Source organism: Anaeromyxobacter sp. K (assembly GCF_000020805.1).
Lineage (GTDB): Bacteria > Myxococcota > Myxococcia > Myxococcales > Anaeromyxobacteraceae > Anaeromyxobacter > Anaeromyxobacter dehalogenans.
The window spans coordinates 1,557,858-1,584,632 of record NC_011145.1 but is presented as its reverse complement, the minus strand read 5'-3'; the positions used below and the strand labels follow the sequence as shown (position 1 = coordinate 1,584,632).

General features: G+C 76.9%; 22 protein-coding genes. 8 read left to right on the top strand and 14 right to left on the bottom strand.

Annotated features, from left to right (window positions below; all coding sequences use genetic code 11):
* Positions 1-2: 2 nt before the first annotated feature.
* The 10 genes from ANAEK_RS06990 to ANAEK_RS06945 all read right to left on the bottom strand — a co-directional run bounded on the left by ANAEK_RS06990 (position 3) and on the right by ANAEK_RS06945 (position 11,864).
* Positions 3-1,085, bottom strand: coding sequence for an LptF/LptG family permease (locus tag ANAEK_RS06990; RefSeq protein ID WP_012525447.1), 1,083 nt, complete (start codon positions 1,083-1,085; stop codon positions 3-5).
* Complete coding sequence (locus ANAEK_RS06985) at positions 1,082-2,197, bottom strand: LptF/LptG family permease (RefSeq protein ID WP_012525446.1); 1,116 nt, start codon at positions 2,195-2,197, stop codon at positions 1,082-1,084. Before ANAEK_RS06985 ends, ANAEK_RS06990 begins: the two co-directional genes overlap by 4 nt.
* 8 nt (positions 2,198-2,205) lie before the next feature.
* Complete coding sequence (purE, locus tag ANAEK_RS06980) at positions 2,206-2,718, bottom strand: 5-(carboxyamino)imidazole ribonucleotide mutase (RefSeq protein ID WP_012525445.1); 513 nt, start codon at positions 2,716-2,718, stop codon at positions 2,206-2,208.
* Positions 2,715-3,977 (bottom strand): phosphoribosylamine--glycine ligase, encoded by a 1,263-nt coding sequence (purD, locus tag ANAEK_RS06975; protein ID WP_012525444.1) that lies wholly within the window; start codon positions 3,975-3,977, stop codon positions 2,715-2,717. Before purD ends, purE begins: the two co-directional genes overlap by 4 nt.
* 150 nt (positions 3,978-4,127) lie before the next feature.
* On the bottom strand, positions 4,128-5,702 hold the full coding sequence (purH, locus tag ANAEK_RS06970) for a bifunctional phosphoribosylaminoimidazolecarboxamide formyltransferase/IMP cyclohydrolase (RefSeq protein WP_012525443.1): 1,575 nt from the start codon (positions 5,700-5,702) through the stop codon (positions 4,128-4,130).
* A 131-nt stretch (positions 5,703-5,833) separates the two neighbouring features.
* Positions 5,834-6,403: a sigma factor-like helix-turn-helix DNA-binding protein gene (locus ANAEK_RS06965; protein WP_012525442.1), complete on the bottom strand. Its 570-nt coding sequence runs from the start codon at positions 6,401-6,403 to the stop codon at positions 5,834-5,836.
* Between the two features lie 80 nt (positions 6,404-6,483).
* A complete protein-coding gene (locus tag ANAEK_RS06960; protein ID WP_011421522.1) occupies positions 6,484-6,990 on the bottom strand; it encodes a MerR family transcriptional regulator in 507 nt (168 codons plus the stop codon).
* 234 nt (positions 6,991-7,224) lie between these two features.
* Positions 7,225-8,865 (bottom strand): serine/threonine-protein kinase, encoded by a 1,641-nt coding sequence (locus ANAEK_RS06955; RefSeq protein ID WP_012525441.1) that lies wholly within the window; start codon positions 8,863-8,865, stop codon positions 7,225-7,227.
* Between the two features lie 126 nt (positions 8,866-8,991).
* On the bottom strand, positions 8,992-10,821 hold the full coding sequence (locus ANAEK_RS06950; RefSeq protein ID WP_012525440.1) for a DUF4091 domain-containing protein: 1,830 nt from the start codon (positions 10,819-10,821) through the stop codon (positions 8,992-8,994).
* A 473-nt stretch (positions 10,822-11,294) separates the two neighbouring features.
* On the bottom strand, positions 11,295-11,864 hold the full coding sequence (locus tag ANAEK_RS06945; protein WP_012525439.1) for a hypothetical protein: 570 nt from the start codon (positions 11,862-11,864) through the stop codon (positions 11,295-11,297).
* A 335-nt stretch (positions 11,865-12,199) separates the two neighbouring features.
* Between ANAEK_RS06945 and ANAEK_RS06940 the strand changes: the two genes are divergently transcribed.
* The 4 genes from ANAEK_RS06940 (at position 12,200) to ANAEK_RS06925 (ending at position 18,254) form a co-directional block, all read left to right on the top strand.
* Positions 12,200-14,308 carry an alginate lyase family protein gene (locus ANAEK_RS06940; protein ID WP_012525438.1) on the top strand — a complete coding sequence of 703 codons (2,109 nt, stop codon included), beginning with the start codon at positions 12,200-12,202 and terminating at the stop codon, positions 14,306-14,308.
* Positions 14,305-15,651 (top strand): nucleotide sugar dehydrogenase, encoded by a 1,347-nt coding sequence (locus tag ANAEK_RS06935; protein ID WP_012525437.1) that lies wholly within the window; start codon positions 14,305-14,307, stop codon positions 15,649-15,651. Before ANAEK_RS06940 ends, ANAEK_RS06935 begins: the two co-directional genes overlap by 4 nt.
* 258 nt (positions 15,652-15,909) lie before the next feature.
* Positions 15,910-17,769, top strand: coding sequence for a metallopeptidase TldD-related protein (locus ANAEK_RS06930; RefSeq protein ID WP_041454042.1), 1,860 nt, complete (start codon positions 15,910-15,912; stop codon positions 17,767-17,769).
* A complete protein-coding gene (locus tag ANAEK_RS06925) occupies positions 17,766-18,254 on the top strand; it encodes a hypothetical protein (RefSeq protein ID WP_012525435.1) in 489 nt (162 codons plus the stop codon). The genes ANAEK_RS06930 and ANAEK_RS06925 overlap by 4 nt, the downstream gene beginning before the upstream one ends.
* Here ANAEK_RS06925 and ANAEK_RS06920 read toward each other — a convergent pair.
* Entirely contained in the window at positions 18,206-19,222 is a 1,017-nt protein-coding gene (locus ANAEK_RS06920; protein WP_012525434.1) for an alkaline phosphatase family protein, read from the bottom strand. The two genes, ANAEK_RS06925 and ANAEK_RS06920, sit on opposite strands and share 49 nt — an antisense overlap.
* A gap of 94 nt (positions 19,223-19,316) precedes the next feature.
* Between ANAEK_RS06920 and ANAEK_RS06915 the strand changes: the two genes are divergently transcribed.
* Genes ANAEK_RS06915 through ANAEK_RS06900 form a run of 4 tightly spaced genes read left to right on the top strand, consistent with a single transcriptional unit; the run spans position 19,317 to position 23,390 of the window.
* Positions 19,317-20,606, top strand: a complete 1,290-nt coding sequence (locus ANAEK_RS06915) for a 2Fe-2S iron-sulfur cluster-binding protein (protein WP_012525433.1) — start codon at positions 19,317-19,319, stop codon at positions 20,604-20,606.
* Positions 20,599-22,101: an FAD-dependent oxidoreductase gene (locus ANAEK_RS06910; RefSeq protein ID WP_012525432.1), complete on the top strand. Its 1,503-nt coding sequence runs from the start codon at positions 20,599-20,601 to the stop codon at positions 22,099-22,101. Before ANAEK_RS06915 ends, ANAEK_RS06910 begins: the two co-directional genes overlap by 8 nt.
* Positions 22,102-22,116: 15 nt before the next feature.
* On the top strand, positions 22,117-22,941 hold the full coding sequence (gene proC, locus ANAEK_RS06905; protein ID WP_012525431.1) for a pyrroline-5-carboxylate reductase: 825 nt from the start codon (positions 22,117-22,119) through the stop codon (positions 22,939-22,941).
* Entirely contained in the window at positions 22,938-23,390 is a 453-nt protein-coding gene (locus ANAEK_RS06900; protein ID WP_012525430.1) for a hypothetical protein, read from the top strand. The genes proC and ANAEK_RS06900 overlap by 4 nt, the downstream gene beginning before the upstream one ends.
* 175 nt (positions 23,391-23,565) lie before the next feature.
* On the opposite strand, the gene ANAEK_RS06895 is transcribed toward ANAEK_RS06900, so the two are convergent.
* The 3 genes from ANAEK_RS06895 to ANAEK_RS06885 all read right to left on the bottom strand — a co-directional run bounded on the left by ANAEK_RS06895 (position 23,566) and on the right by ANAEK_RS06885 (position 26,696).
* Positions 23,566-24,012 (bottom strand): VOC family protein, encoded by a 447-nt coding sequence (locus ANAEK_RS06895; protein ID WP_012525429.1) that lies wholly within the window; start codon positions 24,010-24,012, stop codon positions 23,566-23,568.
* A gap of 65 nt (positions 24,013-24,077) precedes the next feature.
* Positions 24,078-24,905 carry a helix-turn-helix transcriptional regulator gene (locus ANAEK_RS06890; protein WP_012525428.1) on the bottom strand — a complete coding sequence of 276 codons (828 nt, stop codon included), beginning with the start codon at positions 24,903-24,905 and terminating at the stop codon, positions 24,078-24,080.
* Positions 24,906-24,908: 3 nt separating this feature from the next.
* Positions 24,909-26,696, bottom strand: a complete 1,788-nt coding sequence (locus tag ANAEK_RS06885; RefSeq protein ID WP_012525427.1) for an adenosylcobalamin-dependent ribonucleoside-diphosphate reductase — start codon at positions 26,694-26,696, stop codon at positions 24,909-24,911.
* Between the last annotated feature and the right edge of the window lie 79 nt (positions 26,697-26,775).

Here is a 26,775-nt window from a genome sequence, read left to right as displayed (position 1 = left end):
GGTCACCGCGCCCGGTGCACCGCGATAGCCCCCAGCGCGAGGAACACCACGTTCGGCGCCCAGGACGCGATCCAGGGGGCGACGCGCCCGGAGAGGCCGAGCGCCGAGCTCACGCCCTGCATGCCCCAGAACAGGAGCGTCACGCCCACCGCCTCGAGGAGCGCCGCGGCGAGGTGCCCCTTGCGGTCGCGGCGCAGCGCGAGCGCCAGCGCCAGCAGCGCGCCGGGGATGCCGGCGAGCGGGTACGCGAGCCGGTCGTAGCGCTCGAGCTGGAACTCGGTCACCGGCTGGCCCAGCCGCTTGCGGATCCCGATCTGCCGGATGAGCGTGTTCCAGCGCATCTGGTCGGGCTTGCCGGCGATCACGGCGAACGCGTCCGGTGGCTCGTCGAACGCGTACCGCCTGCGGTCGGCCCGCTCCAGCGCCATCGACCCGTCCGGCCGGAACGTCCGGTCCTCCACGTCCTCGAGGATCCAGGCCCGGCCGTCGGGGTGCATCCGCGCGGCGTCGATCCGCCGCGCCAGCGTGAACCCCTCGGCCAGCTCGTACACGGTGACGCGCTCGAAGCCGCCGTCGGGCAGGTTGCCGCGCAGGTGGTAGACCCGCTTGCCGTCCATGCCGCGGAACCAGCGCTTCGGCTCGCGCGCGGCCAGGAACCGGCGCAGGTTGCCGCCGCGCGCGAAGCGGTGCGCGGTGATCTCCTCGGCGCGCTCCGCCGCCTGCACGCCCACCGCGTCGTTCAGCACCACCAGCACGCCGCCCGCGAGCAGCGTCACCGCCAGCACCGGCACGGCCAGCCGCCACGGCCCGAGCCCCACCGCGCGCATGGCGGTGTACTCGCGGGTCTGGCGGAACATGGACGTGGCGATGCCCGCGCCCAGGATCAGCGCGGCCGGCGCCACCATGTAGACGACGCCGGCGGCCTTGTAGGCGTAGAGCTGCAGCACCGCCGGCAGCCACCCGGCGCCGGTGTACGCGGACGCGTTGTCCACGAAGTCCACCGCCAGGTAGATCCCGACCACCCCGGCCAGCGCCACCAGGAACGCGCCGAGCATGCGGCGCGCGACGTAGCGGAACAGGATCACCGCACCGCCTCGGGCCCGCGCCGCGCCATGAGCAGGACGAGCCCCACCCCCACCGCGCCCAGCACCAGGTTCGGGAGCTGCAGCGCGAACGCCGCCGGGAGGTGGCCGAGCTGGGTGAGCACCTCGCCGCCGCGCAGCAGCAGGTAGTGCACCACCACCAGCAGGAACGTCGCGCCCATGCCGAACGCGCGGCCGCCGCGCCGCTCCGCGCCGAGCGGGACGCCCAGCAGCGCGAACGCCACCACCACCAGCGGCGCGGAGAGCTTGCGGTGGAGGTAGCCCTCCTGCCGGCGCGCCTCCACCACGTCGCCCTTCTCGCGCGCCGCGGCGGCGCGGGCGCGCAGGTCGGAGACGGTGGCCTCGCGGCTCGACTTCGCGAGCACGTTGCGATCGCTGAGCGCGGTGCCCAGCCCGACCAGCAGCTCGGCCTTGCCGAACGCGGCCGAGGCGTAGTCGGCGGTGCCGACCTCCTCGCGGTGCACCTCGCCCTGCTCCAGCACCAGGCGCATGTCCTGGCCCGCGCCCACCGGCTCGAGGCGGCCGTGGCGCGAGAGCGCCAGCATGGGCGCGTCCGGGTTGGAGCGGTCCTGGATGAGCACGTTCTCCCAGCGGCCCCCGCGCGCCCGCTCGGCGTAGATCGTGTAGCCGGGGATCTGGTCGTAGAAGGTGCCGCCGCGGACGTCGTTCGTGACGTTGCGCTTCACCACCTCGTTCAGGCGCAGGCGCGCGGCCCGGATGCTGGCGGGCTCGACCGAGAGCGAGAGCCACGCGCCCAGCGCCGCCACCACCAGCCCGAGCAGCAGCGGCACCCGCACCAGGCGCACCGGGGAGAGCCCCGCCGCCCCGAGCGCCACCACCTCGCGGTCCTCCGCCAGGCGCCCCACGCCCAGCACCACGCCCAGCAGGAACGCCACCGGGATGACGTAGCCGAGCAGGTGCGGCATGAGCGAGAGCATCACCAGCCCGACGTCCACGAGCGACACGCCCGAGCCGAACAGGACGTCGGCCTGCCCCAGGATCTGCGTGGCGAGCAGGATCTGCGTCAGGAACAGCAGCGCCGCGGCGAACGGGAGCAGGATCTCCCGGGCCAGGTAGCGGTCGATCAGGCCCACGCGCCCGGCTATCCCTTCGCGCCCAGCCTGGCCTGGAGCGCGGCGTCCTTCGCCTCGACCTCCTCGGCCATCTTGCGGCGCTGCGCGCGCACGCGCTCCGCCACCTCGGGATCGGCGCGGGCCACGATGCGCGCGGCGAGCAGGCCGGCGTTGCGGGCCCCGGCCTTGCCGATGGCGAGCGTGCCCACCGGCACGCCGGCCGGCATCTGGGCGGTGGAGAGCAGCGCGTCGAGGCCCTTCAGATCGCTCGCCGCGAGCGGGACGCCCAGCACCGGCAGCTCGGTCTCGGCGGCGCAGACGCCGGCGAGGTGCGCGGCCGAGCCGGCCCCGCAGATGATCACCTGGATGCCGCGGCCGGCCGCCTCGCGCGCGAGCTTGCCGGTGCGCTCCGGCGTGCGGTGGGCGGAGGACACGTGGACCTCCGTCGCGACGCCCATGTCCTCCAGCGCCTTCCGCGCCTCGGACATCGCCTCCCAGTCCGAGTCGGAGCCCATCAGGATCAGCACCTTGGGTTCGCTCATGGCCGCTTGCCGATGTCCTTTCGGTACTGCATGCCGCGGAAGCGGATCCGCCCGACGGCGGCATAGGCCCGCGCCGCGGCGTCGTCGAGATCCCGGCCCAGCGCGCACACCGTCAGCACGCGCCCGCCGCTCGTCACCACCCGGCCCGCCGCGTCCGCCGCGGTGCCGGCGTGGAACACCTGGACGTCCTCGTCGAACGGGCCGTCCAGCCCGTCGATGGCGTCCCCGCGCGCCACGTCGCCCGGGTAGCCCTCCGCGGCGAGCACCACGCCGACCGCGGCGCGCGGATCGGACGCGATCTCGACGCCGGACAGGTCGCCGCGCGCCGCCGCGAGCAGCGCCGGCACCACGTCGCTCGCCATGCGGAGCAGGATGGGCTGGGTCTCCGGGTCGCCCAGGCGCGCGTTGAACTCGAGCACCCGCGGGCCGCGCGGGGTGAGCATCAGGCCGGCGTAGAGCGCCCCGCGGAACGGGCGGCCGCGCCGGGCCAGCTCCCGCACCGCCGGGAGCAGCACGTCGCGCTCGACCATCCCGGCCACCTCCGGGGTGACGTTCGGCGTGGGCGAGAACGCGCCCATGCCGCCGGTGTTGGGCCCGCGGTCGCCGTCGAAGATGCGCTTGTGGTCCTGCGCCGCCGCGAGCAGCCGGACGCGCTCGCCGTCGGTGAAGCAGATGCAGCTCGCCTCCGGCCCCTCCAGCCGCTCCTCCACCACCACCCGGGCGCCGGCGCCGCCGTGCACCCGGTCCACCAGCATGGCGCGGAGCGCGGCCTCCGCCTCGGCGGCGTCGCCGCACACCACCACGCCCTTGCCGGCGGCGAGGCCGTCGGCCTTCACCACCACCCGGCCGTCGCGGGCCCTGGCCCACGCGACCGCGGGCGCGACGTCCTCGAACGTCTCGTACTCCGCGGTCGGGATCCCGGCCGCCCGCATCACGTCCTTCGCGAACGCCTTCGAGCCCTCGATCTCGGCCGCGGCGGCGGCCGGCCCGAACGCCGGGACGCCGGCCTCCTGGAGGCGGTCCACCAGGCCCGCCACGAGCGGCGCCTCGGGCCCCACGACCACCAGGTCGATGGCGTTCTGCCGCACCCACGCGACGAGGCCGGCCACGTCGGTCGCGGCGAGCGGGACGAGCGTGGCGACGCGCGCGATGCCGGGGTTTCCGGGCGCGGCGAAGAGGGCCCGCACCAGCGGGCTCCTCGAGATCTTCCAGGCGAGCGCGTGCTCGCGGCCACCCGATCCGACGACGAGGACTCGCATGAGAACCCGGGCTTATACCACGGGCCGGCGCGCCGGAAGGGCCGGCGGAGGCGTGCAGGGAGGGGCCCCCGCGCGGCGGGGGCGCAGGCGTCGCGGGCATCCCCGGCCCGGGCCGGCCCGCGGCCGCGCCCGGGGAGCCGCCGCCGCCGGTCAGTGCCGGAAGTGCCGCATGCCGGTCGCGACCATGGCGATGCCGGCCTTGTCGGCCGCGGCGATCACCTCGGCGTCGCGCATCGAGCCGCCGGGCTGGATGATGGCGGTGGCGCCGGCCTTGATGATCTCCTCGACGCCGTCGGCGAACGGGAAGAACGCGTCGGAGCCCACCGAGGAGCCGCGGACGTCGAGCGCCGCCTTCATCACCGCGGTCTTCACCGACTCCACCCGGCTGGTCTGACCGCCGCCGATCGCCACGGTCCGGTCGTCCTTCGCGAACACGATGGCGTTCGACTTCACGTGCTTCACGACCTTCCACGCGAACAGCAGGTCCTTCCACTCCTGCTCGGTGGGCGCGCGCTTCGTCATCACCTTGCAGTCGTCGCGGCGGACCGAGCCGAGGTCGCGGTCCATCACCAGCAGGCCGCCGGGGATGGAGCGGAGCTCGCGCCCCTCCTCGGGGCGCCGCCGCCAGGTGGCGCGCGCGGCGCCGAGCCGCGGCGCCTCGAGCAGGCGGAGGTTCTTCTTCACCGCGAGCGCGGCGCGGGCGGCGGCGTCGTAGCCGGGCGCGATCACGCACTCGAGGAACAGGCTGGTGAGCTCCGAGGCGGTGGCCTCGTCCACGGGGCGGTTCAGCGCCACGATGCCGCCGAACGCCGAGACCGGATCGCACTCGCGGGCGCGCGCGAACGCCTCGCCCGCGGTGCGGCCGGTGGAGACGCCGCAGGGCGTGTTGTGCTTGATGATCACGCAGGCGGTCTCGTCGAACTCCATCACGCCGGCGAGCGCGGCCTGCAGGTCGAGCAGGTTGTTGTAGCTGAGCTCCTTGCCCTGCAGCACGTCGGCGAACGCGACCGAGGGCTCCTCCGGCTCGCGGGCCGCGCGGTAGAACGCGCCGGCCTGGTGCGGGTTCTCGCCGTACCGGAGGTCGTACGCCTTGGTGTAGACCGCCGCGAGCGTGGCGGGGAAGTGCGCGGGCGCGGCCTCGGGGGCCTCGCGCGCCGTGAGGTACTCGGAGATGGCGGCGTCGTACGCGGCGGTGTGCGCGAACGCCTTCTTCATGAGGTAGAAGCGCGTCGCGGCGGAGAGCGTGCGCGTCGCCTCCAGCTCCGCCGCCACCTTCTCGTAGTCGGCCGGGTCCACCACCACGCCCACGTGCGCCGAGTTCTTGGCGGCGCTCCGGACCATGGTCGGCCCGCCGATGTCGATCTCCTCGACGCAGGTCTCGAACGGCTTGCCGGCCGCCACCGCCTCGCGGAACGGGTACAGGTTCACCACCACGAGGTCGATGGGCGGGATGTCCCGCGCCTTCACGTCGGCCTCGTCGGAGGCGAGGCCGCGGCGGTAGAGGATGCCGCCGTGCACGCGCGGGTGGAGCGTCTTCACGCGGCCACCCAGGATCTCCGGGGCCTGCGTGTAGTCGCCCACGCCGACCACCGGGACGCCGGCCTCGGCGAGCGTCTTCTGCGTGCCGCCGGTGGAGAGCAGCTCCACGCCGAGGGCGGCGAGCCGCCTGGCGAAAGGAACGAGACCGGTCTTGTCGGAGACCGAGACGAGCGCGCGGCGAGTCATGTCGGGCTTCCTCCGTGGGAGGGCGCCCTTGTAACGCTCGCGGCGACACCTTTCAAGGGCGTGGGTGCCCGACGCCCCGCCGACCCTTCGGCGAGCTCAGGGTCGGTGGGGCGGTGGGCAGCCCCGCTCGATCAGGCCTCGTCCTCGGCGGCGAGGTCCGCGGCGGTCCGCGGCTCGTCCTCGGCGATGGCGCGCAGCTTGAGCAGCCCGCGGGTCTCGACCTGGCGGATGCGCTCGCGGGTGAGGTTCATGATCGACCCCACCTCCTCGAGCGTGATCCCGCCGCGATCGGCCACGTCGAGCGCGCAGGTCTCGCCGAGCTCCCACACCTCGCGGTCGGGGAAGTTCAGCTTGATGGACCCGGTGGACGGGTTCACGTCCAGGTAGAGGTGGTGCTTGCAGGAGATGAACATGCAGGGCCGCGGCCCGTTGGCGCACTCGGCCCGGGATCGCGGGCGGCGCGCCTCCATCTCCTTCATCACCTCGTCCAGCTCGGGGTCGACCAGGCCGAACGCCCGCTGGCGCCGCAGCTCGCGCGCGATCTCCTTGCGCGACATGGTCTTCGAGCGCCGCCGCCCGCGCTGTCCCTCCCCCGCGTCCGCGCCCTCCCCCACGTCCTGACCCGCCGCCGTCTCCTCCGCGTCCGGCTCCAGCCCCTGCCGCTCCGGCGCGGGCTCCGCGCTGCGCTTCGCCTCGCTCATCCCCTGCCCTCCCTCTCCACCTGCGGCGCCCCGGAGGGCACCGGCCACCATCCACCTCGGGCACCACCCAGCCGCTGCAGCTAGCCGGCCCGGACCGTCTCGTCCGCACCCACCGTCGCGACCGCGCCACCCACCCGCTCGATCCGCCCGAGCGCCCGCTTCAGCTGGCGCTCGGCCTGCACGAGCTCGTCCTCGAACCGCTTCCGGCGCGGGTGCGCCCGCGCCTTCTCCGCCAGCTCCGCCAGCAGCGCGTGGAGCCCCTGCTCCACGTCCTCGAGCCGGTTGCGCACCGTCACGAAGCTGCCGCGGATGTCCTCGACCGTGTAGCCCTCCGCCATCATCCGCTTGATGAGCGCGATGCGCCGCACCACCGACACCGGGTAGAGCCCGGTGGAGCCGGTGTGCTTGCCCTTGCGGCCCACCCGGCGGCTCCGGGGCAGCAGCCCCAGCTGCACGTACTTCCGGAAGGTCGCCGCCGACAGGCGGGCGCCTCGCGACTCGAACAGCCGGACCACCTCACCGCTCGTGATCCCGCCGGCGCGCTCCCGCTCGAGGCGGGCGATCTCGTCGTTGCGGAGGAAATCCACTCGATCGATTCGCTTGAGAGTTGAACACTGAAAACTTGATTTCGAGGCTAAGCCATTGAATGGCGAACGTCAATGGACGAAGGCGCGCACGGGCGGGGCGTGGAGGTGCGCGGCGGCCTGCGCCGCGCCTGCGGCACGGCCGATCGCCCGGGGCGGACGGAGCGGGGATCGGGGCGTGCGACGGGGCGCCGCCCCGCGGTCGCGGGGCGTGGACGGGCGCCGCGTGGAGCGGCGCTACCGGAGCGTCAGGTTGGCGTGCCGGTCGGTCCGCCGGCCCGGCGCGATCTCGACGATCAGCTCGCGCGCGCCGTACCGGGGATGGCTCACCCGGACCCGGTGCGGCCCCGGCGCGAGCGACCGCGTCACCGGGGTCTCGCCCACGCCCTGCCCGTCCACCTGGACGTACGCCCACGGCGTCGCGGTGACGTGGAGCACGCCGGGGCGCGCGGGCTCTCCGGGCGCGGCGGTGGGCGCCGCCGGCGCGGCGATCGCGGGCGACGTCCGTGCGGTCGGCGCCGGGGCCGCCGGCATGGGCCCGGGCGCGGGGGCCGGCGCGCGCGCGACCGCGGCCGGAGGCGTCGCGGCCCCGGGCGCATCGACCGTGGGTGAATCGCCCGGCGCGCCCGGGTCCGCCGTGCCGCCGGCGTGGGACGCCGGTCTCCACCGGAGCGCCGCCGCGCCGGCGCCGGCGATCGCCGCCGCCGAGGCGATGGCGAGCGCGGCCCGGCGCCGGCCGCGGGAACGGCGCGCCGGCGGGGACGGCGCGATGCGGGTGCGGGTCGGCGCGGTGGCGTCGCCGCCGGGCGCGCCGGCCGCGGCCTCGGCTGCGAGCGCCGCCTGCGCCTCCGGATCGGCCGCGGCGCCCGCCCCGTCGCCGGTCCCGCCCGCGGGCGGCTCCGCCGCGAGCGGCACCGGCTGGACGCGGGTGGGCTGCGAGGCCGGGCCCGCCGGCACCGCCGTGCCGTCCGGCCAGAGCCGGTGCATGAGGGCGCGGAGATCCCAGTCCTCGGGCGCGCGCGCGAGGCGCAGGAGCACGCGCGAGAGCGCGGTGGCGAGGTCGCCCGCGGACGCGGTCCGGCGCGCCGGGTCGTGCTCCAGCGCGGCCAGCACCAGCGCGTCGAGCTCGGGGGGCACCTCGTCGTTCCACGCCGAGGGCGGCGGCGGCGCCGCGCCCTCCAGCACCGCCGCGAGCGTCGCGGCCTCGCTGTCGCGCGCGAAGAGCCTGCGCCCCGCGCACAGCTCCCAGAGCACCACGCCCAGCGCGAACACGTCGGCGCGCGCGTCCACCGGAGCGCCGCGCGCCTGCTCCGGCGCCATGTACGCGAGCTTGCCCTTCACCGTGCCGGGATCGGTGAGCCCGCCCTGGCTCATGGCGCGGGCGATGCCGAAGTCGGCGAGCTTCACCTCGCCCTCGAACGACACGAGCACGTTGTGGGGCGACACGTCGCGGTGGACCAGCCCGAGCGGACGCCCGCCGTCGGCGAGCCGGTGCGCGTAGGAGAGCCCCCTCGCGACCTCGGCGCACGCGTGGACCGCGCGGGCGAGGCCGAGCCGGACCCCCGCCTCGCGCGCGCGCTCCACCACCTGGCCGAGGTGGCGCCCGCGCACCAGCTCCATGGCGATGTAGTAGCGGCCGTCCACCTGGTCGAACTCGAAGACCTGGACGACGTTCGCGTGGGTGAGGCGCGACGCGAGGCGCGCCTCCTCGATGAACATCCGGACGAAGTCGCTGCGCGCGCCGTGCTCGCCGCGGACGCGCTTGAGCGCGACCTCCTTCACCACCCCGGCCGCGCCCGCCACCTCGGCGCGCCAGACGTCCGCCATGCCGCCCGACGCGAGCAGCTCCACCAGCCGGTACTTTCCGAACGTCCTCACCGGGCGTGATTGTACCCGGCCGTCACTGCCAGGAAAGGAACGGCGGGGCGCGCCGCGTGGACGCGCCCCGCCGGAGGAGGGTCCGGGGCGACCGGCCCGGCCGGCCGCGCCCTCGTGAACCCCTGCTCAGCGGCGCCGGAGCGCCGCCGCGGCCCGCGCCAGGGCGCGCCGCCGCGGGACCAGCGCGAGCAGGGCCAGGGCCGGGAGCGCCAGCAGCGCGCCGCCGCCGAACCCGCCCGCGCTGCCGCAGCCGCCGCCGGAGCGGGTGCCGGAGAAGCCCGCCTCCACCGCGGCCGGCGTGGGCTTGCCGCCGAGCTCCAGGATGCGCCGCGCGATCTGGTCGCGCGCCTGGTCGAACCGCTCCGGCGCGACGTCGGTGGACCACGCGTTCGGGAACAGGTCGCGCGCGATCTTGCGGGCCAGCTCGGGGTCGCCCGCGTCGGCGAGCGCCTTCAGGTACTCGTAGTCCTGCATGCCGGCGCGGATCATCTTCAGGCGGACCGAGGCCACCGGGACGTCGGTCTTGCCGCCGATGCGGGCGGGCTTGCCGGGGTAGAACAGGGTCCCGTCGCCGTTGCCGGAGAAGTCCCACTGCCTCGACCACGGGTCGGCGCGGAAGCTGTAGGCCGTCTCCCAGTACAGCTCGCCGCTGGCGCGCTCGAGGAACGTGATCCACTCCATGGCGCGGTTCCGCGAGGCGGAGGCGTCGACCATGTAGCTCGGCCAGCCGGTGAAGTAGCGGTCGGACTCGGAGGGCGATCCGATGTTCACCGTCCCGCCGCAGCCGTGGCTCATGCAGCTCTGGTACAGCCAGAGCTCCTTGCGCGGGCCCGAGGCGAGGAACGGGTCGTAGCGGTCGCGCTGGTCCCCGGCGACGGCGCTGCCCGGCCGGTCGTCCATCCAGTTCACCACCGGCACCATCACGTCGATGTCGTCGGCGACGCCGTGGTCCTCGGCGTCCCAGAGCTGCGTGGTCACGAGCGTCCGGAACTCGGGGTCGCCCTGCTTCGCCGCGCCGGCGCGCGCCGGGATGTCGCTCCAGGCGCAGGTGAGCGGCGGCTCGTCGCAGGTGTAGTCGAACAGCCGGTCGAACCAGCCCTGCTCGCGCGCGTGCTTCGCCCAGGCGGCGTGCTCGTCCACGCTGGTGCGGCCGCCCACGTACTTCACCGCGGTGAGCTTCGCGCCCTCGAGGCGGGTCGGGGCGGTCCCGGCGATGAGCGGGCCGTAGAAGCGGTCGAGGTGGCCGAAGTCGGCGTGCTGGCCGTCGTCGTTCAGGCCGGTGAGCGTGATGCGGTGGTCGAGCGCGAGCTGGCCGTAGCGGGCCCGGAGCGCCGCGTCGGCGTCGCCGGACACGCCGTGGGCGGAGGCGATGACGCCGTAGGAGAGGCCGAACGCCGTCCGCAGCGACGAGGTGGACGGGAGCACGAAGTCGTACACGCTCAGCACCACCGGCACGCGCGCCTCGCCGGCGTCCGAGGAGATCACCACCGCGCCCTGGTAGACGCCCGAGCGCGCGTCGGCGGGCACGTGCACGTCCACCCAGACCGCGCGGCTCTCGGTGCCGACGTCGAACGGGAACGCGTTGCGCTGCTCGCCCACCACGTCGTCCACGTCGGGGACGAGCGCGTCGGGCCAGCGGCCGGTGCCGCCGTCCACCGCGGACGGGCTGGTCACGTCGAGCGTGTCCACGCGGAACAGCGTGGCGTCCATCCCGTCCAGCCCCTCCACGCGGGCGGTGACGCGCTTCGCGGGGCCGGTGACGACCACCTGGAACGCGGCGAACTCGTTCCGGGCCGCCGAGAGGTGCGCCTCGGTCTGGGGGCGGGCCTTCGCGTCCGGCCGGATCTTCTCGGTGGCGCTCGCCACCCAGGCGTCGGCGGCGGAGGCCGCCAGGGGCAGCAGCGAGAGCGCCAGCGCGCTGGCGGCGGCGGTGAAGGCTCGGCGGCGGGTCTTCATCGGGGTCGTCCTTTCCGGGTTCGTTGCAGCGCCCGGACAACGACAGGCCGACCGACCGAATTTCTCGCCTTCCGTGGGGCAAGGGTGCGTGGAAGAGGGTGCAGGTCGGCCGCACGCGCATGCCATCCCACGCGCGCCGCCACTCCGACCGCACGCCCTCACCTGAGCCTACACCGGGCTCGCTCGCTCGTTCTTTCGCTGGGGGCACGTCACTCGGCGTGCAGCGCCGGCCCCCCTGCCGCCGGGCGTGCGGGCGCCGCGCCGCCGGGCCTCACCCCGGGCGCAGCGCTGGACGTGGAGAAATTGGGGCTCGCCGGCGCCGGGCACTGGCCGCGGCGCGCCGCAGCCCCCAGCGACGCTGGGCCGGAGGACTCGCGGCGGAGGCCCGAACGCGATCGGCGGCCGCGCTCGGCGTCCGCACACCGAGCGCGATCACCGACCGCGATCCGGCCCGGCGCACCGCCGCGGCGCGATCAGTCGCCCGGCTGCCACGGGGCCGCCACGGCGCCCGGGAGCGGCGGCGGCGTCGCGGCCGTGCGCTGCGAGGGCAGCGGCGGGGGCCGGAGCGAGCCCGGCGGCGGCGTCGCGAGGCCGCCCTCGCGCGCGGGCGCGATCACCGCGGGCCCGCGCTCCAGCAGGTCGATGCGCATGCGCACCCGGTCCAGGCGCTCGAGCGCGGCGGCGAGCGCCTCGTCGAGCCACTCGTCCGCGGCGCGGCGCTCGTCGATGGCCACGATCCGACCGGCCCGCCGCAGCGTGTCCCACAGCGCGCGGTGGAGCAGCTTGAACTCGCGCGCCACGCGCGCGGGCGGCGCGCCGGAGCGGACCAGCACCCCGCAGCGCAGCAACCCGTCGGCGGCGCGCGCGGCCCGCCCGGGCGGCGCATCGCCCCGGAGCGCCAGCGACAGCTCGCGCAGGAGCGGCCCGATCGCGAAGCCGATCGCCTCCTCGCCCCCCAGCTCGTTCGCGACCGCGCGCCGCCACGCCTCGGCGATCTCGCCCCGCTGCTCCTCGACGAGGAGCCCCACCGCCACCGCACCCACGCCAGCCTCCCGGGAACGCGTCGAAGACCCGGAACCGGCCGGGTCCGGGGGGACGGTTAGCAAGCCGTCGGCCAGCGCCGTGGACCGCTGCTGCGCAGCCCCGCCACCGCTCGCGCGGGCGCCCGTGGGAACGGCGCTTCCCATCCGGCGAACGCCGCGCCACCGCCGGAGGGCACGGCGCGCCTCGCCCGCGCGCGCGCTCGCCTCCGGGGCGTGGCGGCGCGCGTGGCCGGGCCTTTGCTTTGCGGCACCAGGACCGGCGGGGCGGCGCGGGGTGGTCACCCCGGCTCCCGGCCGCGCGGGCGGGGGGCCCGGAACGGAAGCACCGGGGCGGGATGGGCGCGATCGGCTACTACGGATACCTGGCGGCCCGCGTGCCGCCGCACCGGCTGCTCGCCACCGCGGCGCGCCGCGCCGTGCGGGGCGCCCGCAACCGGCTGGCGCCGCCGCTCGCGCCGTCGCCGCGCGCCCTGCTCGAGGCGCTCGGCTGCGACGGGCCGGCGGGGCTGGCCGCGCTGCTGGCGCGGCCCCGCCCGGCGCGCCCGGCCTGGAGCCCGGAGGCCCTGCGCCGCGCGCTCGAGCAGCGCATGCCCGGCGAGGTCGAGCGGGCGCTGGCGCGGGCCGAGGCGGCGGCGGCCGGGCGGCTGGTGGTGTACGGGCGCGAGGTGGACGTGCGCCGCGCCGACGGCGGCACCGACTGGCAGCGCGACCCGATCCACGGCGGCCGCTTCGACGGGCGGGCCCCCTCGGCGGCGCTGCCGCCGGCGCCCGGGCTCGATCCCAAGATGGCGTGGGCGATGGGGCGGGGCGAGCACTGGGTCGCGCTCGCGTGCGGGGCCGCGCTCCATCCGCGCGCCGCCGGCGGCGACCGGCTGGCGGAGGCGCTCGCCGCCTCGGTGACCGACTTCGCGGCGCAGAACCCGGTGGGCCGCGGCGTCCACTGGACCTGCGCGATGGAGGCGGGGCTGCGCGCCTGGCACCTCGCCACGGCGCTGTGGGTGCTCGCGCTGCGCCGCGCGCCGGCGCCGTCGCTCGCGGCGGAGGCGGCGCGGCTGCTGGTGGCGAGCGGCCGCTTCGTGCTCGCGAACCTCGAGGACGGCGGCGCCGTCCCCAACAACCACCTGGTGTGCGACTGGCTCGGCCTGCTCGCCTGCGCCGAGGCGCTGCCGGAGTGGCCGGAGGCGCCCCGCTGGCGCGCGCTCGCGGCGGGCGGGCTGGCGCGGACGCTCGCGGAGCAGGTGCACGCGGAGGGCACCAGCTTCGAGGGCTCGGTGCCGTACCACCGCTTCTCGCTGGAGCTGTTCGCGGCCGGCCTCCTGCTCGCGCGCGCCGGCGGCGCCCCGCCCCAGAAGCCCTGGCGGCTGCACGCGATGTTCCGGGCCACCCGCGCGCTCGCCGCCGCGTCCGGCGACCTGCCGCAGCTCGGCGACAACGACTCCGGCCACGCGCTCGCGCTCCGCGCCCGCGGCCCCACCGAGGCGGGCTACCTCTGCGCGCTGGGCGCCGCGCTGTTCCGCGATCCGGCGCTGCTCCGCCCCGGCGCGCCACCGGACGACGCGCTGGAGGCGGCGTGGCTGCTCGGGCCGGAGGCGCTCGACTGGCTCGCCCGCGCCAGGCCCGGCCCGCCGCCCGGCAGCGTCTCGTTCCCGGCGGCCGGCGTGCACGTGCTCCGCCGCGGCGCGCTGGAGGCGTTCGTCTCGTGCGGCCCGCACGGCCAGCGGGGCGTCGGCGGGCACGACCACAACGACAAGCTCTCCTTCGAGCTGCGCGCCGCGGGCGCGCTGGCGGTGTGCGATCCGGGCATGCCGGTGTACGGGCGCGCCCCCGAGGTGCGCGACGCGTTCCGGTCCACCCGCGCGCACGCCACCGTGACGGTGGACGGCCTGGAGCAGTCGCCCATCCCGCCCGGCCGGCTGTTCGCGCTGCCCGACGCGGCCGGCGCGCGGCTGCTCGCGTTCGCGCCGGGCGGCGAGGCGGAGCGGCTCGCCGGCGAGCACCGCGGCTTCGTGGCGCGCGCGGGCGTGGTCCACCGGCGCGAGCTCGCGCTCGCCGACGGGGGCCTGGTGGTGATCGACCGGCTGGCGGGCCGCGGCACGCACGCGGTGGAGCTGCGCTGGCCGCTCGCGCACCCGGCGCCGCAGGTCCGCCAGGCCACCGCCGCCGAGGCCGCCGCGCTCGCGCGCCTCGCCCGGCTGGCCCGCCTGCGCCGGCCCGCGGATCCGGCGCGGGTGATCGAGGTGCCGCTCGGCCCGGCCGGCCACCTCCTCGTCGCCTTCGCGGCGCCGGCGGGCCTCGCGCCCGAGCTGGCGCCCTCGCTGCGCTCGCCGGGCTACGGCGAGCTCGTCCCCGCGTCCGTCGCGACGCTGGCCGGCCCGCTGGCCTGCCCGGCCGCGCTCGCCACGCTGTTCCTCCACGTCGAAGCCGAAGGGAGTCACCCCCGATGATCGAGACCCACGCCGCCGAGCCCGACCACGCCACCGACCTGCTCTCCCGCCTCGCCGACCGCACCGCCCGCGTGGCGGTGGTCGGGCTCGGCTACGTCGGCCTGCCGCTCGCCCTCACCTTCGCCCGCCGCGGCCTGTCCGCGCTGGGCGTGGACGTCGATCCGGACAAGGCGCGCGCGGTGGGCGAGGGGCGCAGCTACCTGCGCACCGTGGACGGCGCCGCGGTGCGCGACGCGGTGCGGGACGGCCGCCTCGAGGCCACCACCGAGTTTGCCCGCGTGACCGCCTGCGACGCGGTGGTGATCTGCGTGCCCACGCCGCTCACCCGGGAGCGCGAGCCGGACCTGTCCTTCGTCGAGCGGACCGGCGAGTCGATCGCGCCGCACCTCCGCGCCGGCCAGGCGGTGGTGCTCGAGTCCACCTCGTACCCGGGCACCACCGAGGAGGTGCTGCTGCCCATCCTGGAGCGTGGCAGCGGCCTGCGCGCGGGGCGCGACTTCTTCCTGGCGTTCTCGCCCGAGCGCGAGGACCCCGGCTCGGGCGTGGCCACCCACGTCATCCCCAAGATCGTCGGCGGCTACACGCCGTCGTGCCTCGAGGCTGCGCTCGCGCTCTACGCCTCGGCGTTCGATCGCGTGGTGCCGGTCTCGTCCACCCGGGTGGCCGAGATGACGAAGCTGCTCGAGAACGTGTTCCGCAGCGTGAACATCGCGCTGGTGAACGAGCTGAAGATCCTCTGCCACCGGATGGACCTGGACGTGAACGAGGTCATCGACGCCGCGTCCACCAAGCCGTTCGGCTTCATGCCGTTCCAGCCCGGCCCGGGCCTGGGCGGCCACTGCATCCCCATCGACCCGTTCTACCTGACGTGGAAGGCACGGCAGTTCGAGTTCCAGACGCGCTTCATCGAGCTGGCCGGCGAGGTGAACACCGAGATGCCGCGCTACGTGGTGCACCGGACCATGGAGGCGCTCGACGCGCGCGGCCGCACGCTGAAGGGCGCGAAGGTGCTGGTGCTGGGCATCGCCTACAAGAAGGACGTGGACGACATGCGCGAGAGCCCGGCGGTCCGCATCATCGAGCTCCTGCAGGAGCGCGGCGCGGAGGTGGTCTACCACGACCCCTACGTCCCCCGGGTCCCGCGCATGCGCCAGCACCGGCTCGACATGGTCAGCGTGCCGCTCACCGACGAGGCGCTCGAGACCGCCGACGCGGTGCTGGTCGCCACCGACCACGGCTGCGTGGACTACGCGCGCGTGGTGGAGCGCGCCCGCCTGGTGGTGGACACGCGCAACGCCTGCCGCGCGGTGCGCGTCGGGCGCGAGAAGATCGTGAAGGCCTGAGAGCGCCGCCCATTCGCGTAAAGCCCTGCTGCGGCGCACGCTGGCTGCCTGCGCCGGGCAGACTCGTCCCTGCGCTGCTCGACGTGCCTACGGGCACGCCTGCGCTGCTCGGTCCTCGTGTGCCCGGCTCGGCGACGCCATCGTGTGCCTCGCGACGGGCCCCACGCGAACGGGAGGCGCTATGAGAGCCCGGCCCGGCGGACCCCCGGGGCGCTCGCCGCGGGATGCGGTGAAGCGCGGGCGCTGGGCCCGTGCTACATGGGCGGGATCAGGCTCCCGAGGTCCCGCTTGCGCACCGCCCGACTGCTCGTCCCCCTCCTGCTGCTCGCCGCCGCCTTCCCCGGCGCCGCCGCGCCCGGCCTGCCGGACGCGCCCGACGCGCGCCTCGGCACGCTCGAGGCCATGCGCGCGGAGCTGGCCCGCTCGATGGAGCGGCTCCGGCTGAAGGGCTACGAGCCGCCCTACTTCGCGTCGTACCAGGTGACCGAGGTCGCGCGCGAGGAGGTGAGCGGGCGCTACGGGGCCATCTTCGACGACCGCTCGCGGCGCGACCGGAGCCTGGCGGTGGACCTGCGGGTGGGGAGCTACGAGCTCGACTCGTCCGCGCCGGAGGAGAACACCATCGTGATCGGCGGCGGCGACGCCGGGCCGGGCTGGTACGCGCCCCGCGACGCGCCGCTCGACGGCGACGTCGGCGCGCTCCGGAACGCGCTCTGGCTCGCCACCGACGAGAAGTACAAGGAGGCGCTCTCCTCGTACTTCAAGAAGAAGTCGCGCGCGGTGTACCGGCAGGACGACGCCGACCGGCCGCCCAGCTTCTCCCGCGAGCCGCCGGCCCGCCACGTGGACCCGCCGCGCCCGTTCGCGTTCGACCGCGCGCGCTGGAAGGGCGTGGTGCGCGAGGTCACCGCCCGGTTCCGCGAGCACCCCGACGTCTTCGACGCGCAGCTCCGGGTCTCGGCCGAGAAGCAGGTCCGCTGGTTCACCTCCAGCGAGGGGTCGGCGCTCGTGACCGAGCGGACCGTCTACTCCGTCCACCTCCAGGCCGTGGCGCGCGCGCCGGACGGCCAGCTCCTCGAGGACGGCCGCGACTTCTACGCCCGCAGCGAGGCCGAGCTGCCCTCGCCGGAGGCGCTCCGCGCGGCCGCCGGCACCGTCATCGCCGAGCTGGAGGCGCTGCGCCGCGCGCCCGCCATCGACCCGTACACCGGCCCGGCGGTGCTCGAGCCGGAGGCGGCGGGCGTGCTGTTCCACGAGGCGGTGGGCCACCGGCTCGAGGGCGAGCGGATGGAGGACGAGCAGGACGGCCAGACGTTCAAGGGACAGGTGGGGCGGCCGGTGCTGCCGCCGTTCCTGACGGTGGTGGACGATCCCACCGCCGATCGCGTGGACGGCGTCTCGCTGAACGGCACCTACGGCTTCGACGAGCAGGGCGTCCCGGCGCGCCGCACGGTGCTGGTCCGCGACGGCCGCCTGGAGAGCTTCCTGCTCTCGCGCCGCCCGGTGAAGCCGTTCGACCGCTCCAACGGCCACGGCCGCGCCCAGGCCGGGCGCCAGCCGGTGGCGCGCATGGCGAACCTCGTGGTGGAGTCGCGCAAGCGCGCCGGCGCGGCCGAGCTGAAGCGCATGCTGATGGCGGAGGCGCGGCGGCAGGGCAAGCCGTACGGGCTCGTCATCCGCGACATCACCGGCGGCAACACCAACACCATGTCGATGGGGTACCAGGCGTTCAAGGGCACCCCGCGCCTGGTGTACCGGGTGGACGCCCGCACCGGCGCCGAGGAGCTGGTCCGCGGCGTGGAGCTGGTCGGGACGCCGCTCACCGCGATCAACAAGGTCCTCGCCACCGGCGAGCGCCCCCGCGTCTTCAACGGCTACTGCGGCGCGGAGAGCGGCTACGTGCCGGTGTCCACCGTCGCGCCGGCGGTGCTGATCGCCGAGCTGGAGCTGCAGCGGGTGGCGCGCGCCACCGACCGCAGCCCCATCCTGCCGGCGCCCTGGAGCGAGCGCGGCGCCACCCCGCCCGCCGCGGCGCCGCCCGCCGCGCCCGCCCCCGTCCCTGCGCCGCCGCCGGCGCACCCCGCCGTCCCGCCGGAGCAGCCGGAGCACGCCCGATGAGCACGCCCACCTCGACCCCCCTCCCCGTCCCGCCGCTCGAGTCGATCCTCCTCCAGCCGCGCCGCGCCGCGCTGGACGCGTTCGCGCGCGCCGGGTGGCGGCCCTACGCCACGCCCATCTCGCTCGACGCCGAGCGCCGCCGCCTGCTCAACATCGATCTCACCGAGCCGGAGATGGCGTTCCTCGACGCGGAGGGCGGCCTCGCCGCGGTCGCGAACGTCGAGACCGATCGCGAGGGCCGGGTCACGAACGTGGAGGTGGTGGGCGCCGAGCCGGCCGATCCGGTGCGGGTGGCGCTCGCGCTGGTCGGCGAGGTGGGCCCGCCGCGCACCGGGGGCGGCGGCGAGGCGCGCGAGTGGATCTGGGGCCCGGAGTCCGGGGCCGCGCTGGAGGTCGGCGGCGAGCCGGTGCGGGTGTGGATGTGCGCGGAGCGGGCCTACGGCGACCGGCTCTGGCTGGTGGCGAGCGTGGTCCGCCGCGGCTGACCGCCCGCGGGGGCGTCCGCGCCCGCGAGCCGGAGCAGCAGCGGCGCCACGCCGGTGAGGTCCCTCACCTGCTCCACCTCCGCGGCGGCGCGCCCGAAGCCGAGCACCGGCACCGGCGCCAGGGTGTGGTTGCGCAGCGAGAGGTCCTCCAGGTTGCCGTGGTCGCTCGTCACCACCAGCGCGTCCTCCGGCCCGAGCCCGTCCACCAGCGCCCGCAGGAACGCGTCCAGCCGCCCGAGCGCGTCCAGCGCGCGCTCCATCGAGCGGGCGTGGCCCGCCTCGTCGGTCTCGAAGAACTCGAACAGCGCCAGGTCGTGGCCGGCCGCCACGCGCAGCAGGATCTCCGCCGCCTCCTCCGGCGCGCGCCGGGGCAGCGACACCCCGAGGCCGCGGGCGCGCTCCCCGGTGAGATCGTGGGTGAGCCCCTCCCCGCGGCGCGCGTCCTCAAGCGTCCGGAACCGGCCGCCGCCCGCCGCGTAGGCCACCGTGGTCGCGGCGGCGCGGGCCCGGCGGCGGGAGCCGGCCAGGGCGGGCTCGGGCGCGCCGTCGGCCGCGTGGCCGAGCGCGCGGAGGTAGGCGACGGGGTAGGCGTTCGCGAACACGCCGCGGCGCCCCGCGGCCGCGAGCGCGCGGAACAGCGATCGCTCCTGGAGCAGCGCCCGGAGCGGCGCGTTGGGGAAGCCGAGCAGGTGGCGGCCGAGGTGCGCCGGCGCGTTCTCGCCGGTGAGCAGGGTGGCCTGGCCGGTGGCCGACTGCGGCCGGCCCGCCACGCCCAGGCAGGCGTCGGCCAGCGCCGCCCGGCCGCCGCGCGGCAGGGGCGCGCCGCCGCCGTCGGCGAAGCGCGAGAGCAGGAAGTCCCCGCGGGCGAGCGGATTCGTCGCCGGCTCGCGGTCGCCCGCGCCCACCCCGTCCACGAACACGAACAGCGTCGTCACCTCGGGATCATAACGCGCCGCCCCGCGCCCCACCCGCCGCGCTCCGGACGCCCCGCCGCCCCCCGAGACGCGGAGTCGCTCCGGCGCTATCCTCCGGCCGCCTTCCGGACCCCCGAGCGCGCGCACCATGCCCAGACTCCCGGACTTCCCCGCCGACTGCACCATCACCTTCGACGGCCGCGCCGTGCCGGCGCGCCGCGGCGAGTCGATCGCCTCGGCGCTGCTCGCGGACGGGCGGCCGCTCCTGGCGCGCAGCGCCAAGTACCACCGCCCGCGCGGCCCGTTCTGCCTGGCCGGCTCGTGCGGCAGCTGCCTGGTCCGGGTGGACGGGCTCCCCGACCAGCGCGCCTGCCGGACCGCCTGCGCCGACGGCCTCACGGTCGAGACGCAGAACGCGCTCCCCGACGCGGCGCACGACCTGCTCGGCGTCATCGACCGCGCGTTCCCGCACGGCCTCGACCACCACCACCTCGCCACCTGGAACCCGCTCGCGAACCGCGCCGCGGTCGCGTTCTCGCGCCAGCTCGCCGGCCTGGGGAAGCTCCCCGGTCCGGAGCGCGCCGCGGGGCCGCTCCCGCCCGCGCCGCGCGAGGAGGCGTTCGACGCGCTGGTGGTGGGGGCCGGGCCGGCGGGGCTCGCCGCGGCGGAGGCGCTGGCCGGGGCCGGGCAGCGCGTGCTGCTCGCCGACGCCGAGCCGGCGCCGGGCGGCCGGCTGCGCTGCCGCCTCGAGCTCCCCGGCGATCCGCCGCTGGCGTGGGCGTCGGCGGTGGCCGCGCGCGTCGCGGCGGCCGGCGGCGAGGTGGCCTCCGCCACGACGGTGCTCGGGCTCTGGCGCGACGGCGGCGCCCCGCTCGCCGCGCTCGCGCCCGCCTCCGGCGCGCTGCGCCTGGTGCGGCCGGCGGCGATCCTGATCTGCGCCGGCGGTCACCCGCAGCCGCCCGGGCTGGAGGACGACGACCGGCCCGGCGTCGTGGCCGGCCGCGGGCTGGCGCGCGCGCTCGCCGAGCACGGCGTGGTGCCGGGACGGCGCGCGGTGGTGCTGGGCGGCGGGCCCGAGCCGGAGGCGCTGGCGGCGCGGCTCGCCGCGGCGGGCGTGGAGGTGGAGCGGGTGGAGGCGGCGGAGGGGCGCGTGCTGGGCCGGGCCCGGGTGCGCGGCCTCGCGCTCGCGGACGGGCGCCGGGTGCGCTGCGACGTCATCGCGGTGGCGACGCCGCCCGCGCCCGCGACCGAGCTGGCGCGATCGCTGGGGGCGCCGGTGGCGCTCGACCCGGCGCTGGGCGCGTTCGCGCTCCAGGTGGACGCGCGGGGGCACACGGGGGTCCCGGGGCTCCTCGCCGCGGGCGAGGTGACCGGGGCGATGGACGCGGCGCGCGCGGCCGAGGCCGGGCGGCGCGCGGGGGAGGCGGCCCGTGGGTAAGCGGCTGGTGTGCGCGTGCGAGGACGTGTCGCTGGAGGAGGTGCGCCGCGCGTTCGCGGCGGGCCACCGCGACCTCGAGTCGGTGAAGCGGGTCACCGGGCTCGGCACCGGGCCGTGCCAGGGCAAGTCCTGCGTGACGCGCGTCGCGCAGGAGCTGCTCCGGCTCGGGGCCACGCCGGCCGAGATCCAGCCGTTCACCGCCCGCACCCCGGTCCAGCCGGTGCCGCTCGCGGCGCTCGCCGCGCTCGATCCCGCCGGGCTGCCGCTCGACGACGGCGTGCCGCTCCCGCCGCCCGCCGCGGATGCCTCGTCGGGCCCGCCCTCCCCGGCCGCGCACCCGCAGCCGGAGCCGCTCCCGGCGCGCGCCGACGTGGTGATCGTCGGCGGCGGCATCCAGGGGCTGGCGATCGCGTACGAGCTGGCGCGCCGCGGCGTGCGCGACGTGCTGGTGCTGGAGCAGGGCTACCTGAACGCCGGCGCCTCCGGGCGGAACGGCGGCGGGGTCCGCGCGCAGTGGACGACCCCGACCATGATCCGCCTCGCCCGCCGCTCGCTCGAGCTGTGCGACCGGTTCGCGGTGGAGATGGGCATCAACGTCTGGTTCCGCCGGAGCGGCTACCTGTTCCTCGCGCCCACCGCCGAGCAGGTGACGCGGATCGAGAAGAACGCCGAGCTGCACCGGCGCGAGGGGCTGCGCACCCGGGTGATCGGGCCGGACGAGGCGCTGCAGGTGGTGCCGGAGCTGGACCCGCGCCGCTTCCGCGCGGCCGCGTGGAACCCGGACGACGGCGTGGTGTTCCCCTGGCCCTTCCTGTGGGGCTACGCGTCGCGGGCCGAGGCGCTGGGCGCGAAGGTCCGGACCTTCACCCGCGTGACCGGCTTCGACACCGCGGGGGCGCGCGTGACCGCGGTGCGCACCGATCGCGGCCGGGTGGCCTGCGAGCTGGTGGTGGTGGCCGCCGGCGCCTGGTCTCGCGACGTGGCCGCGCTCGCCGGGGTCGCGCTCCCGAACCGCCCCACCCGCCACGAGATCCTGGTGACCGAGCCGCTCAAGCCCTGGCTCGGGCCGCTCGTGTCCGTGCTGGGGAACGGCCTGTACTTCTCGCAGTCGCAGCGCGGCGAGATCGTGGGCGGCATGGGCGATCCCGACGAGCCCGAGGGCGTGGTGCAGGGCTCCACCCTGCGCTTCCTGGCCCGCTTCGCGCGCGCCGCGGTGGAGACCGTGCCGCGGCTCGGCGAGGTGAAGGTGATCCGCCAGTGGGCGGGCTGCTACGACGTCACCCCGGACAACAACCCGGTGCTGGGCCCGGCCGGCTTCGAGAACTTCCACCAGTGCTCCGGCTTCGTCGGGCACGGGTTCATGATGGCGCCGGCGGTGGCCGAGCGGTACGCGGACTGGCTCGCCGGCCGGGGCAAGGACGAGATCTTCGAGCGCTTCACCCTGGGCCGATTCGAGTCCGGCGCGGTCGCCCGGGAGGACTTCATCATCGGGTAGCGGTAATCTGCCCGGATGCCACTCGGGAAGAAGATCGCGTTCCTCGGGACGGGGAACATGGCCGAGGCCCTGGTGAAGGGCCTGCTGCGGGCCGGGACCGCCAGCCGCGAGGAGATCCTCTGCTCGGAGCCGCGGGCCGAGCGCCGCGCGGAGATCCAGGCGCGCTACGGGGTGGAGACCTCCGGGGACAACCGCGCCCTCGCCGAGCGGGCCGACATCGTGGTCATCTCGGTGAAGCCGCAGACCATCGAGCACCTGCTGGTGGAGATCGCCCCGGCCATCGACCACCGGAAGCTCGTGATCTCCATCGCGGCCGGCATCCCCATCCTCGCCATCGCCCGCAAGCTCGGCGCCGGCGTCCGCATCGTCCGCGTCATGCCCAACACGCCGGCGCTGGTGGGCGCGGGCGCGACCGCGCTGGCCCGCGGCGCGCACGCCACCGACGCCGACCTGGAGCAGGCGCGGGCGCTGTTCCAGTCGGTCGGCACCACCGAGGTGGTGGAGGAGCCGCTGCTCGACGCGGTGACCGGCCTCTCCGGCTCCGGGCCGGCGTTCGTGTTCCTCGCCATCGAGGCGCTCGCCGACGGCGGCGTGAAGGTCGGCCTGGCGCGGCCGGTGGCGATGGCGCTCGCGGCGCAGACGGTGCTCGGCTCGGCGAAGCTCGTGCTCGAGACCGGCGAGCACCCGGGGCGCCTCAAGGACCAGGTCACCAGCCCGGGCGGCACCGCCATCGCGGGCGTCCACGCGCTGGAGATGGGCGGGCTGCGCGCCGCGCTCATCGCCGCGGTGGAGGCCGCCACCCGCCGCTCCCGCGAGCTGGGCGAGAAGGCGGCCAAGTGATCCGCCTCCGGCTGGCGGCGATCGCCGCCGCGCTCGCGCTCTCGGCCTGCCGCACCACCGCCGGCGCGGTGCTGCGCGTCGATCCCCCGCCCTCCGAGCCGGGCGCGGTCGCCGACGCGCAGCAGTACCGGATCGCCCGCGCCATCCGCGACGTCGTCGCGACGGACCGGATGGAGTGCCGCGAGGGCTCCGGGCCGGTGCTGCTCTCCTGCTTCCCCGCCGACGTGGGCACGCGCAGCGCGCAGGTGACGATCCAGCTCGAGCGGTCGGGCAGCGGCTACCAGGTGAGCCTGGTGGAGTCGTTCCTGGCGCTGGGCGGGCCGAAGGCGCTCTGCGCCGTGCAGGACCGCCTGATCCGCGGCATCGACGCCGAGCTGGGCGTTCCCAGCGCGAAGCCCGACGCCCGCGGCCGCTGCGCCGGGCAGCCGCCGCGGAACAGCGGCCCGTGATCCGCGAGCACCTCCGGTGTCGCGGCTCAGGCTGCCGTTCCGCGAGGATCCCGCGGGGCTGCGCCCCGCCCCGCCGCGCGGGGCCCGTGACCTCGCGCGCCCGCTGACCCGGGTCCGCGCGCGGTCCCCGCGGGCGCGCCCGACGGCGCGCGGTCGGCCGCTGCGTCGGCGCACGTCAGGGCGCGCCGCCGAGCATCGCGTCCCAGCGGCGCTGCATCTCCTCGGGCGACACCTCCTCGATGGAGTGCCCGATCAGCCACTCGTGGCCGAACGGATCGCGCACCGTGCCGCTCCGCTCGCCGTAGAACGCGTCGGCGGCGGGCCGGACCAGCGTCGCGCCCGCGGCGACCGCGCGCGCGATGGCGCGGTCGGCGTCGTCCACGTGCAGGTGGATGCAGAACGTGGTGGCGCCCACGCTCTCCGGTCCGCGCAGCCCGTGCTCGGGGTACTCGTCCGAGAGCATCACCGTCGCGGCGCCGAAGTCGAGCTCGACGTGCCCGATCCGGCCGCCCGGCTCGGTGAGCCGGAACTTCTCCTTCGCGCCGAACGCCTCGGCGTAGAACGCGGCCGCGCGGGCGGCCCCCCGCACGCGCAGGTACGGGAACAGCTCCTTGATCTGCATGGTCGTCCTCCTCGCCCCGTGAACCTACGGGCGCGCAGGCCGACCGTCTTGAAGGAATCTGACCTTCAGGGAGGCCCGGAAGGGCCGAGCGGCAGGTGGTTCGGGAAGGGCGCCGCGAGCCGGCGGAACCGGGCCGGCGGGACGCCGGCGAGCGCCAGGAACTCGCGCCCGAGGTGGGCCTGGTCGGCGTAGCCGCAGGCCAGCGCGACCTCCGCCACCGGCGCGGGCGAGCCGCGCAGCGCCGCGGCCGCCCGCTGGAACCGGAGCACCCGCGAGTACGCCTTCGGCGCGAGGCCGACCGCGTCGCGAAACAGCAGCACGAGGTGCCGGTGGCTGCGGCCGCTGCGCGCGACCACCGCCGCCACCTCCTCCGTGGGCAGCCGCGCCAGCGCCTCCGCCACCGCGGGGTGGAGCGCGGTGACCCGCGGCAGCCTGGCGACGAGCAGCGCCTCGAGCAGCGCCAGCCGGCGCGCCGGATCGCCGGCGAGCGCGAGCCGCTCCGTGACCTCGGCCGCCGCGGCGTCGCCCCACAGGTCGGCGAGCGCGGTGTGGCGCCCGGCCAGCTCGCCCGCGCCCGCGCCGAACAGGAGCCGCGCCGCGCCGGGCCGAAGCATGGCGCCCACCGAGCGCGCGCCGGGGGCGCGATCGCGCAGGTAGGGCGCGGCCCGGGCGCCCGCCACCACCGCCCGCCCGATGGCGCGGCCGGTCGCGTCGTCCGGCCCGTCGAAGAGGCGCACCGGATCCCCGGCGGCGCGGAAGGCGAGGTGCATGGCGCCGGTGGGCAGGAGCCGCTCGCGGCCGGCGCTCCCGGGCGCGGCCGCGTCGGCGTCCTCGGACGCCCAGAGCCGCGCCACGAACGGACGCAGCGCAGGGATGGGGAGGCGCTGGATCATGCGCTACTCGGTGGTCTCGCAGCTCCCCCAGCCGCAGCGCGGGCAGGTGCGGCAGCCGCCGGAGAGCGACACCGGCCCCTCGCACTGCGGGCAGAGCTCGCCGTTGCGGGTGGCGCCGCTCACCAGCACCTGCTTCTCCCGCGAGCCGTCGCGGTAGACGGTGATGCCCTTGCACCCCAGCTCGAACGCGAGCCGGTAGGCGCCCGCCACGTCCTCGACCGACGCGGTGCGCGGCAGGTTGATGGTCTTCGAGACGCCGTTGTCCACGTGGCGCTGGAAGGCGGCCTGCATGCGCACGTGCGCCTCGGGCGTCACGTCGTGCGCGGTCGCGAACACCCGCGCCACCGCGTCCGGCACGCCGGCGACGCCGCGCGCCCGGCCGGCCGCGCGCACCGCGGGCAGCGCCGCCTCGGCCCCCGCGGCGCGGAGCGCGCGGCCGAGCGCCGGGTGCTCCTCAGGCAGCGCCGCGTCGTCGAGCGCGTGCCGCACGTAGGTGAGCGCGAACAGCGGCTCGATGCCCGAGGAGCAGCCCGCGATGATGGCGAGCGTGCCGGTGGGCGCGATGGTGGTGACGGTGGCGTTGCGCCGGGGACGGCCGCCCGCGCCCGCGGGCGCGCTGCTCGCGAAGCCCGGGAACGCCCCGCGCTCGGCGGCCAGCGCCTCGCTCGCCGCGTGCGCCTCCCGTTGCACGAACCCCATCACCTCGCCCGCGAGCGCCAGCGCCTCCGGCGCGTCGTAGGGGATCCCGAGCGCGACGAGCAGGTCCGCCCAGCCCATCACCCCGAGCCCGATCTTCCGGTTGCGCCGCGAGATCTCCGCGATCTGCGGGAGAGGCCAGACGTTCACGTCGAGCACGTCGTCGAGCAACCGCACGCCGTCGCGCACGCACGCGCCCAGCCGCTCGAGGTCCACCCGCCCGGCGCGCTCGAACCGCGCCAGGTTCACCGAGCCGAGCGTGCACGCCTCGAACGGCAGGAGCGGCTGCTCGCCGCACGGGTTCACCGCCTCGAACCGTCCCAGGTCCGGGGTGGGGTTGGCCGCCTCGACGCGATCGAGGAACACCAGGCCCGGCTCGCCCGAGGCCCAGGCCGAGGCGGCGATGCGCTCCAGCAGCCCGGCCGCGTCCACCTCGCGTACCACCGCGCCGCCGCGCGGGTGGCGCAGCGCCCAGCGCCCGCCGCGCGCGGCCGCGTGGAAGAGCGCGTCCGGCGCCGCCACCGAGATGTTGAAGTTCTCCAGCCCCGCGGCGCGCTTCGCGTCCACGAACTCGAGCACGTCCGGGTGGTCGGCGCCGAGCACCGCCATGTTCGCGCCGCGCCGCACGCCGCCCTGCTTGATGATCTCGGTGGCGGCGTCGTAGACGCGCATGAACGACACCGGCCCGCTCGCCACGCCGTGCGTGGTCTTCACCACGTCGCCGCGCGGCCGGAGCCGCGAGAACGAGAACCCGGTGCCGCCGCCGGACTGGTGGATGAGCGCCGCCCACTTCAGCGCGTCGAAGATCGCCGCGAGGTCGTCGTCCACCGGCAGCACGAAGCAGGCGGCGAGCTGGCCGTGCGCCCGCCCGGCGTTCATGAGCGTGGGCGAGTTCGGCAGCAGCTCGAGCGCCGCCATCCGCGCCTCGAACCGCTCCGCCCAGGCCGACCGCGCCGCCGGGGCCTCGGCCGCCGCCACCGCCTGCGCCACGCGCCGGAACATCGCGCCGGGCGTCTCGATCACCTGCCCGGCCTCGTCGCGGAGCAGGTAGCGCCGCTCCAGCACGTGCAGCGCGTTCTCGCCGAGCCGGACCATGAGGGGGAATGTAGCCGGACGGCGGGCCCGCCGCCGGGGTCAGGCGCGCCGGGGGCCCGCCCGGTCCCGCGCCGGAAGG

What these genes read in the sequence shown, in the direction of transcription:
- purH (WP_012525443.1), bottom strand. Translation starts at nt 5,702, where the DNA reads ATGACTCGCCGCGCGCTCGTCTCGGTCTCCGACAAGACCGGTCTCGTT.
- proC (WP_012525431.1), top strand. Translation starts at nt 22,117, where the DNA reads ATGCCACTCGGGAAGAAGATCGCGTTCCTCGGGACGGGGAACATGGCC.
- ANAEK_RS06965 (WP_012525442.1), bottom strand. Translation starts at nt 6,403, where the DNA reads ATGAGCGAGGCGAAGCGCAGCGCGGAGCCCGCGCCGGAGCGGCAGGGG.
- ANAEK_RS06950 (WP_012525440.1), bottom strand. Translation starts at nt 10,821, where the DNA reads ATGAAGACCCGCCGCCGAGCCTTCACCGCCGCCGCCAGCGCGCTGGCG.
- ANAEK_RS06915 (WP_012525433.1), top strand. Translation starts at nt 19,317, where the DNA reads ATGCCCAGACTCCCGGACTTCCCCGCCGACTGCACCATCACCTTCGAC.
- purD (WP_012525444.1), bottom strand. Translation starts at nt 3,977, where the DNA reads ATGCGAGTCCTCGTCGTCGGATCGGGTGGCCGCGAGCACGCGCTCGCC.
- ANAEK_RS06885 (WP_012525427.1), bottom strand. Translation starts at nt 26,696, where the DNA reads ATGGTCCGGCTCGGCGAGAACGCGCTGCACGTGCTGGAGCGGCGCTAC.
- purE (WP_012525445.1), bottom strand. Translation starts at nt 2,718, where the DNA reads ATGAGCGAACCCAAGGTGCTGATCCTGATGGGCTCCGACTCGGACTGG.
- ANAEK_RS06890 (WP_012525428.1), bottom strand. Translation starts at nt 24,905, where the DNA reads ATGATCCAGCGCCTCCCCATCCCTGCGCTGCGTCCGTTCGTGGCGCGG.
- ANAEK_RS06925 (WP_012525435.1), top strand. Translation starts at nt 17,766, where the DNA reads ATGAGCACGCCCACCTCGACCCCCCTCCCCGTCCCGCCGCTCGAGTCG.
- ANAEK_RS06930 (WP_041454042.1), top strand. Translation starts at nt 15,910, where the DNA reads ATGGGCGGGATCAGGCTCCCGAGGTCCCGCTTGCGCACCGCCCGACTG.
- ANAEK_RS06895 (WP_012525429.1), bottom strand. Translation starts at nt 24,012, where the DNA reads ATGCAGATCAAGGAGCTGTTCCCGTACCTGCGCGTGCGGGGGGCCGCC.
- ANAEK_RS06940 (WP_012525438.1), top strand. Translation starts at nt 12,200, where the DNA reads ATGGGCGCGATCGGCTACTACGGATACCTGGCGGCCCGCGTGCCGCCG.
- ANAEK_RS06935 (WP_012525437.1), top strand. Translation starts at nt 14,305, where the DNA reads ATGATCGAGACCCACGCCGCCGAGCCCGACCACGCCACCGACCTGCTC.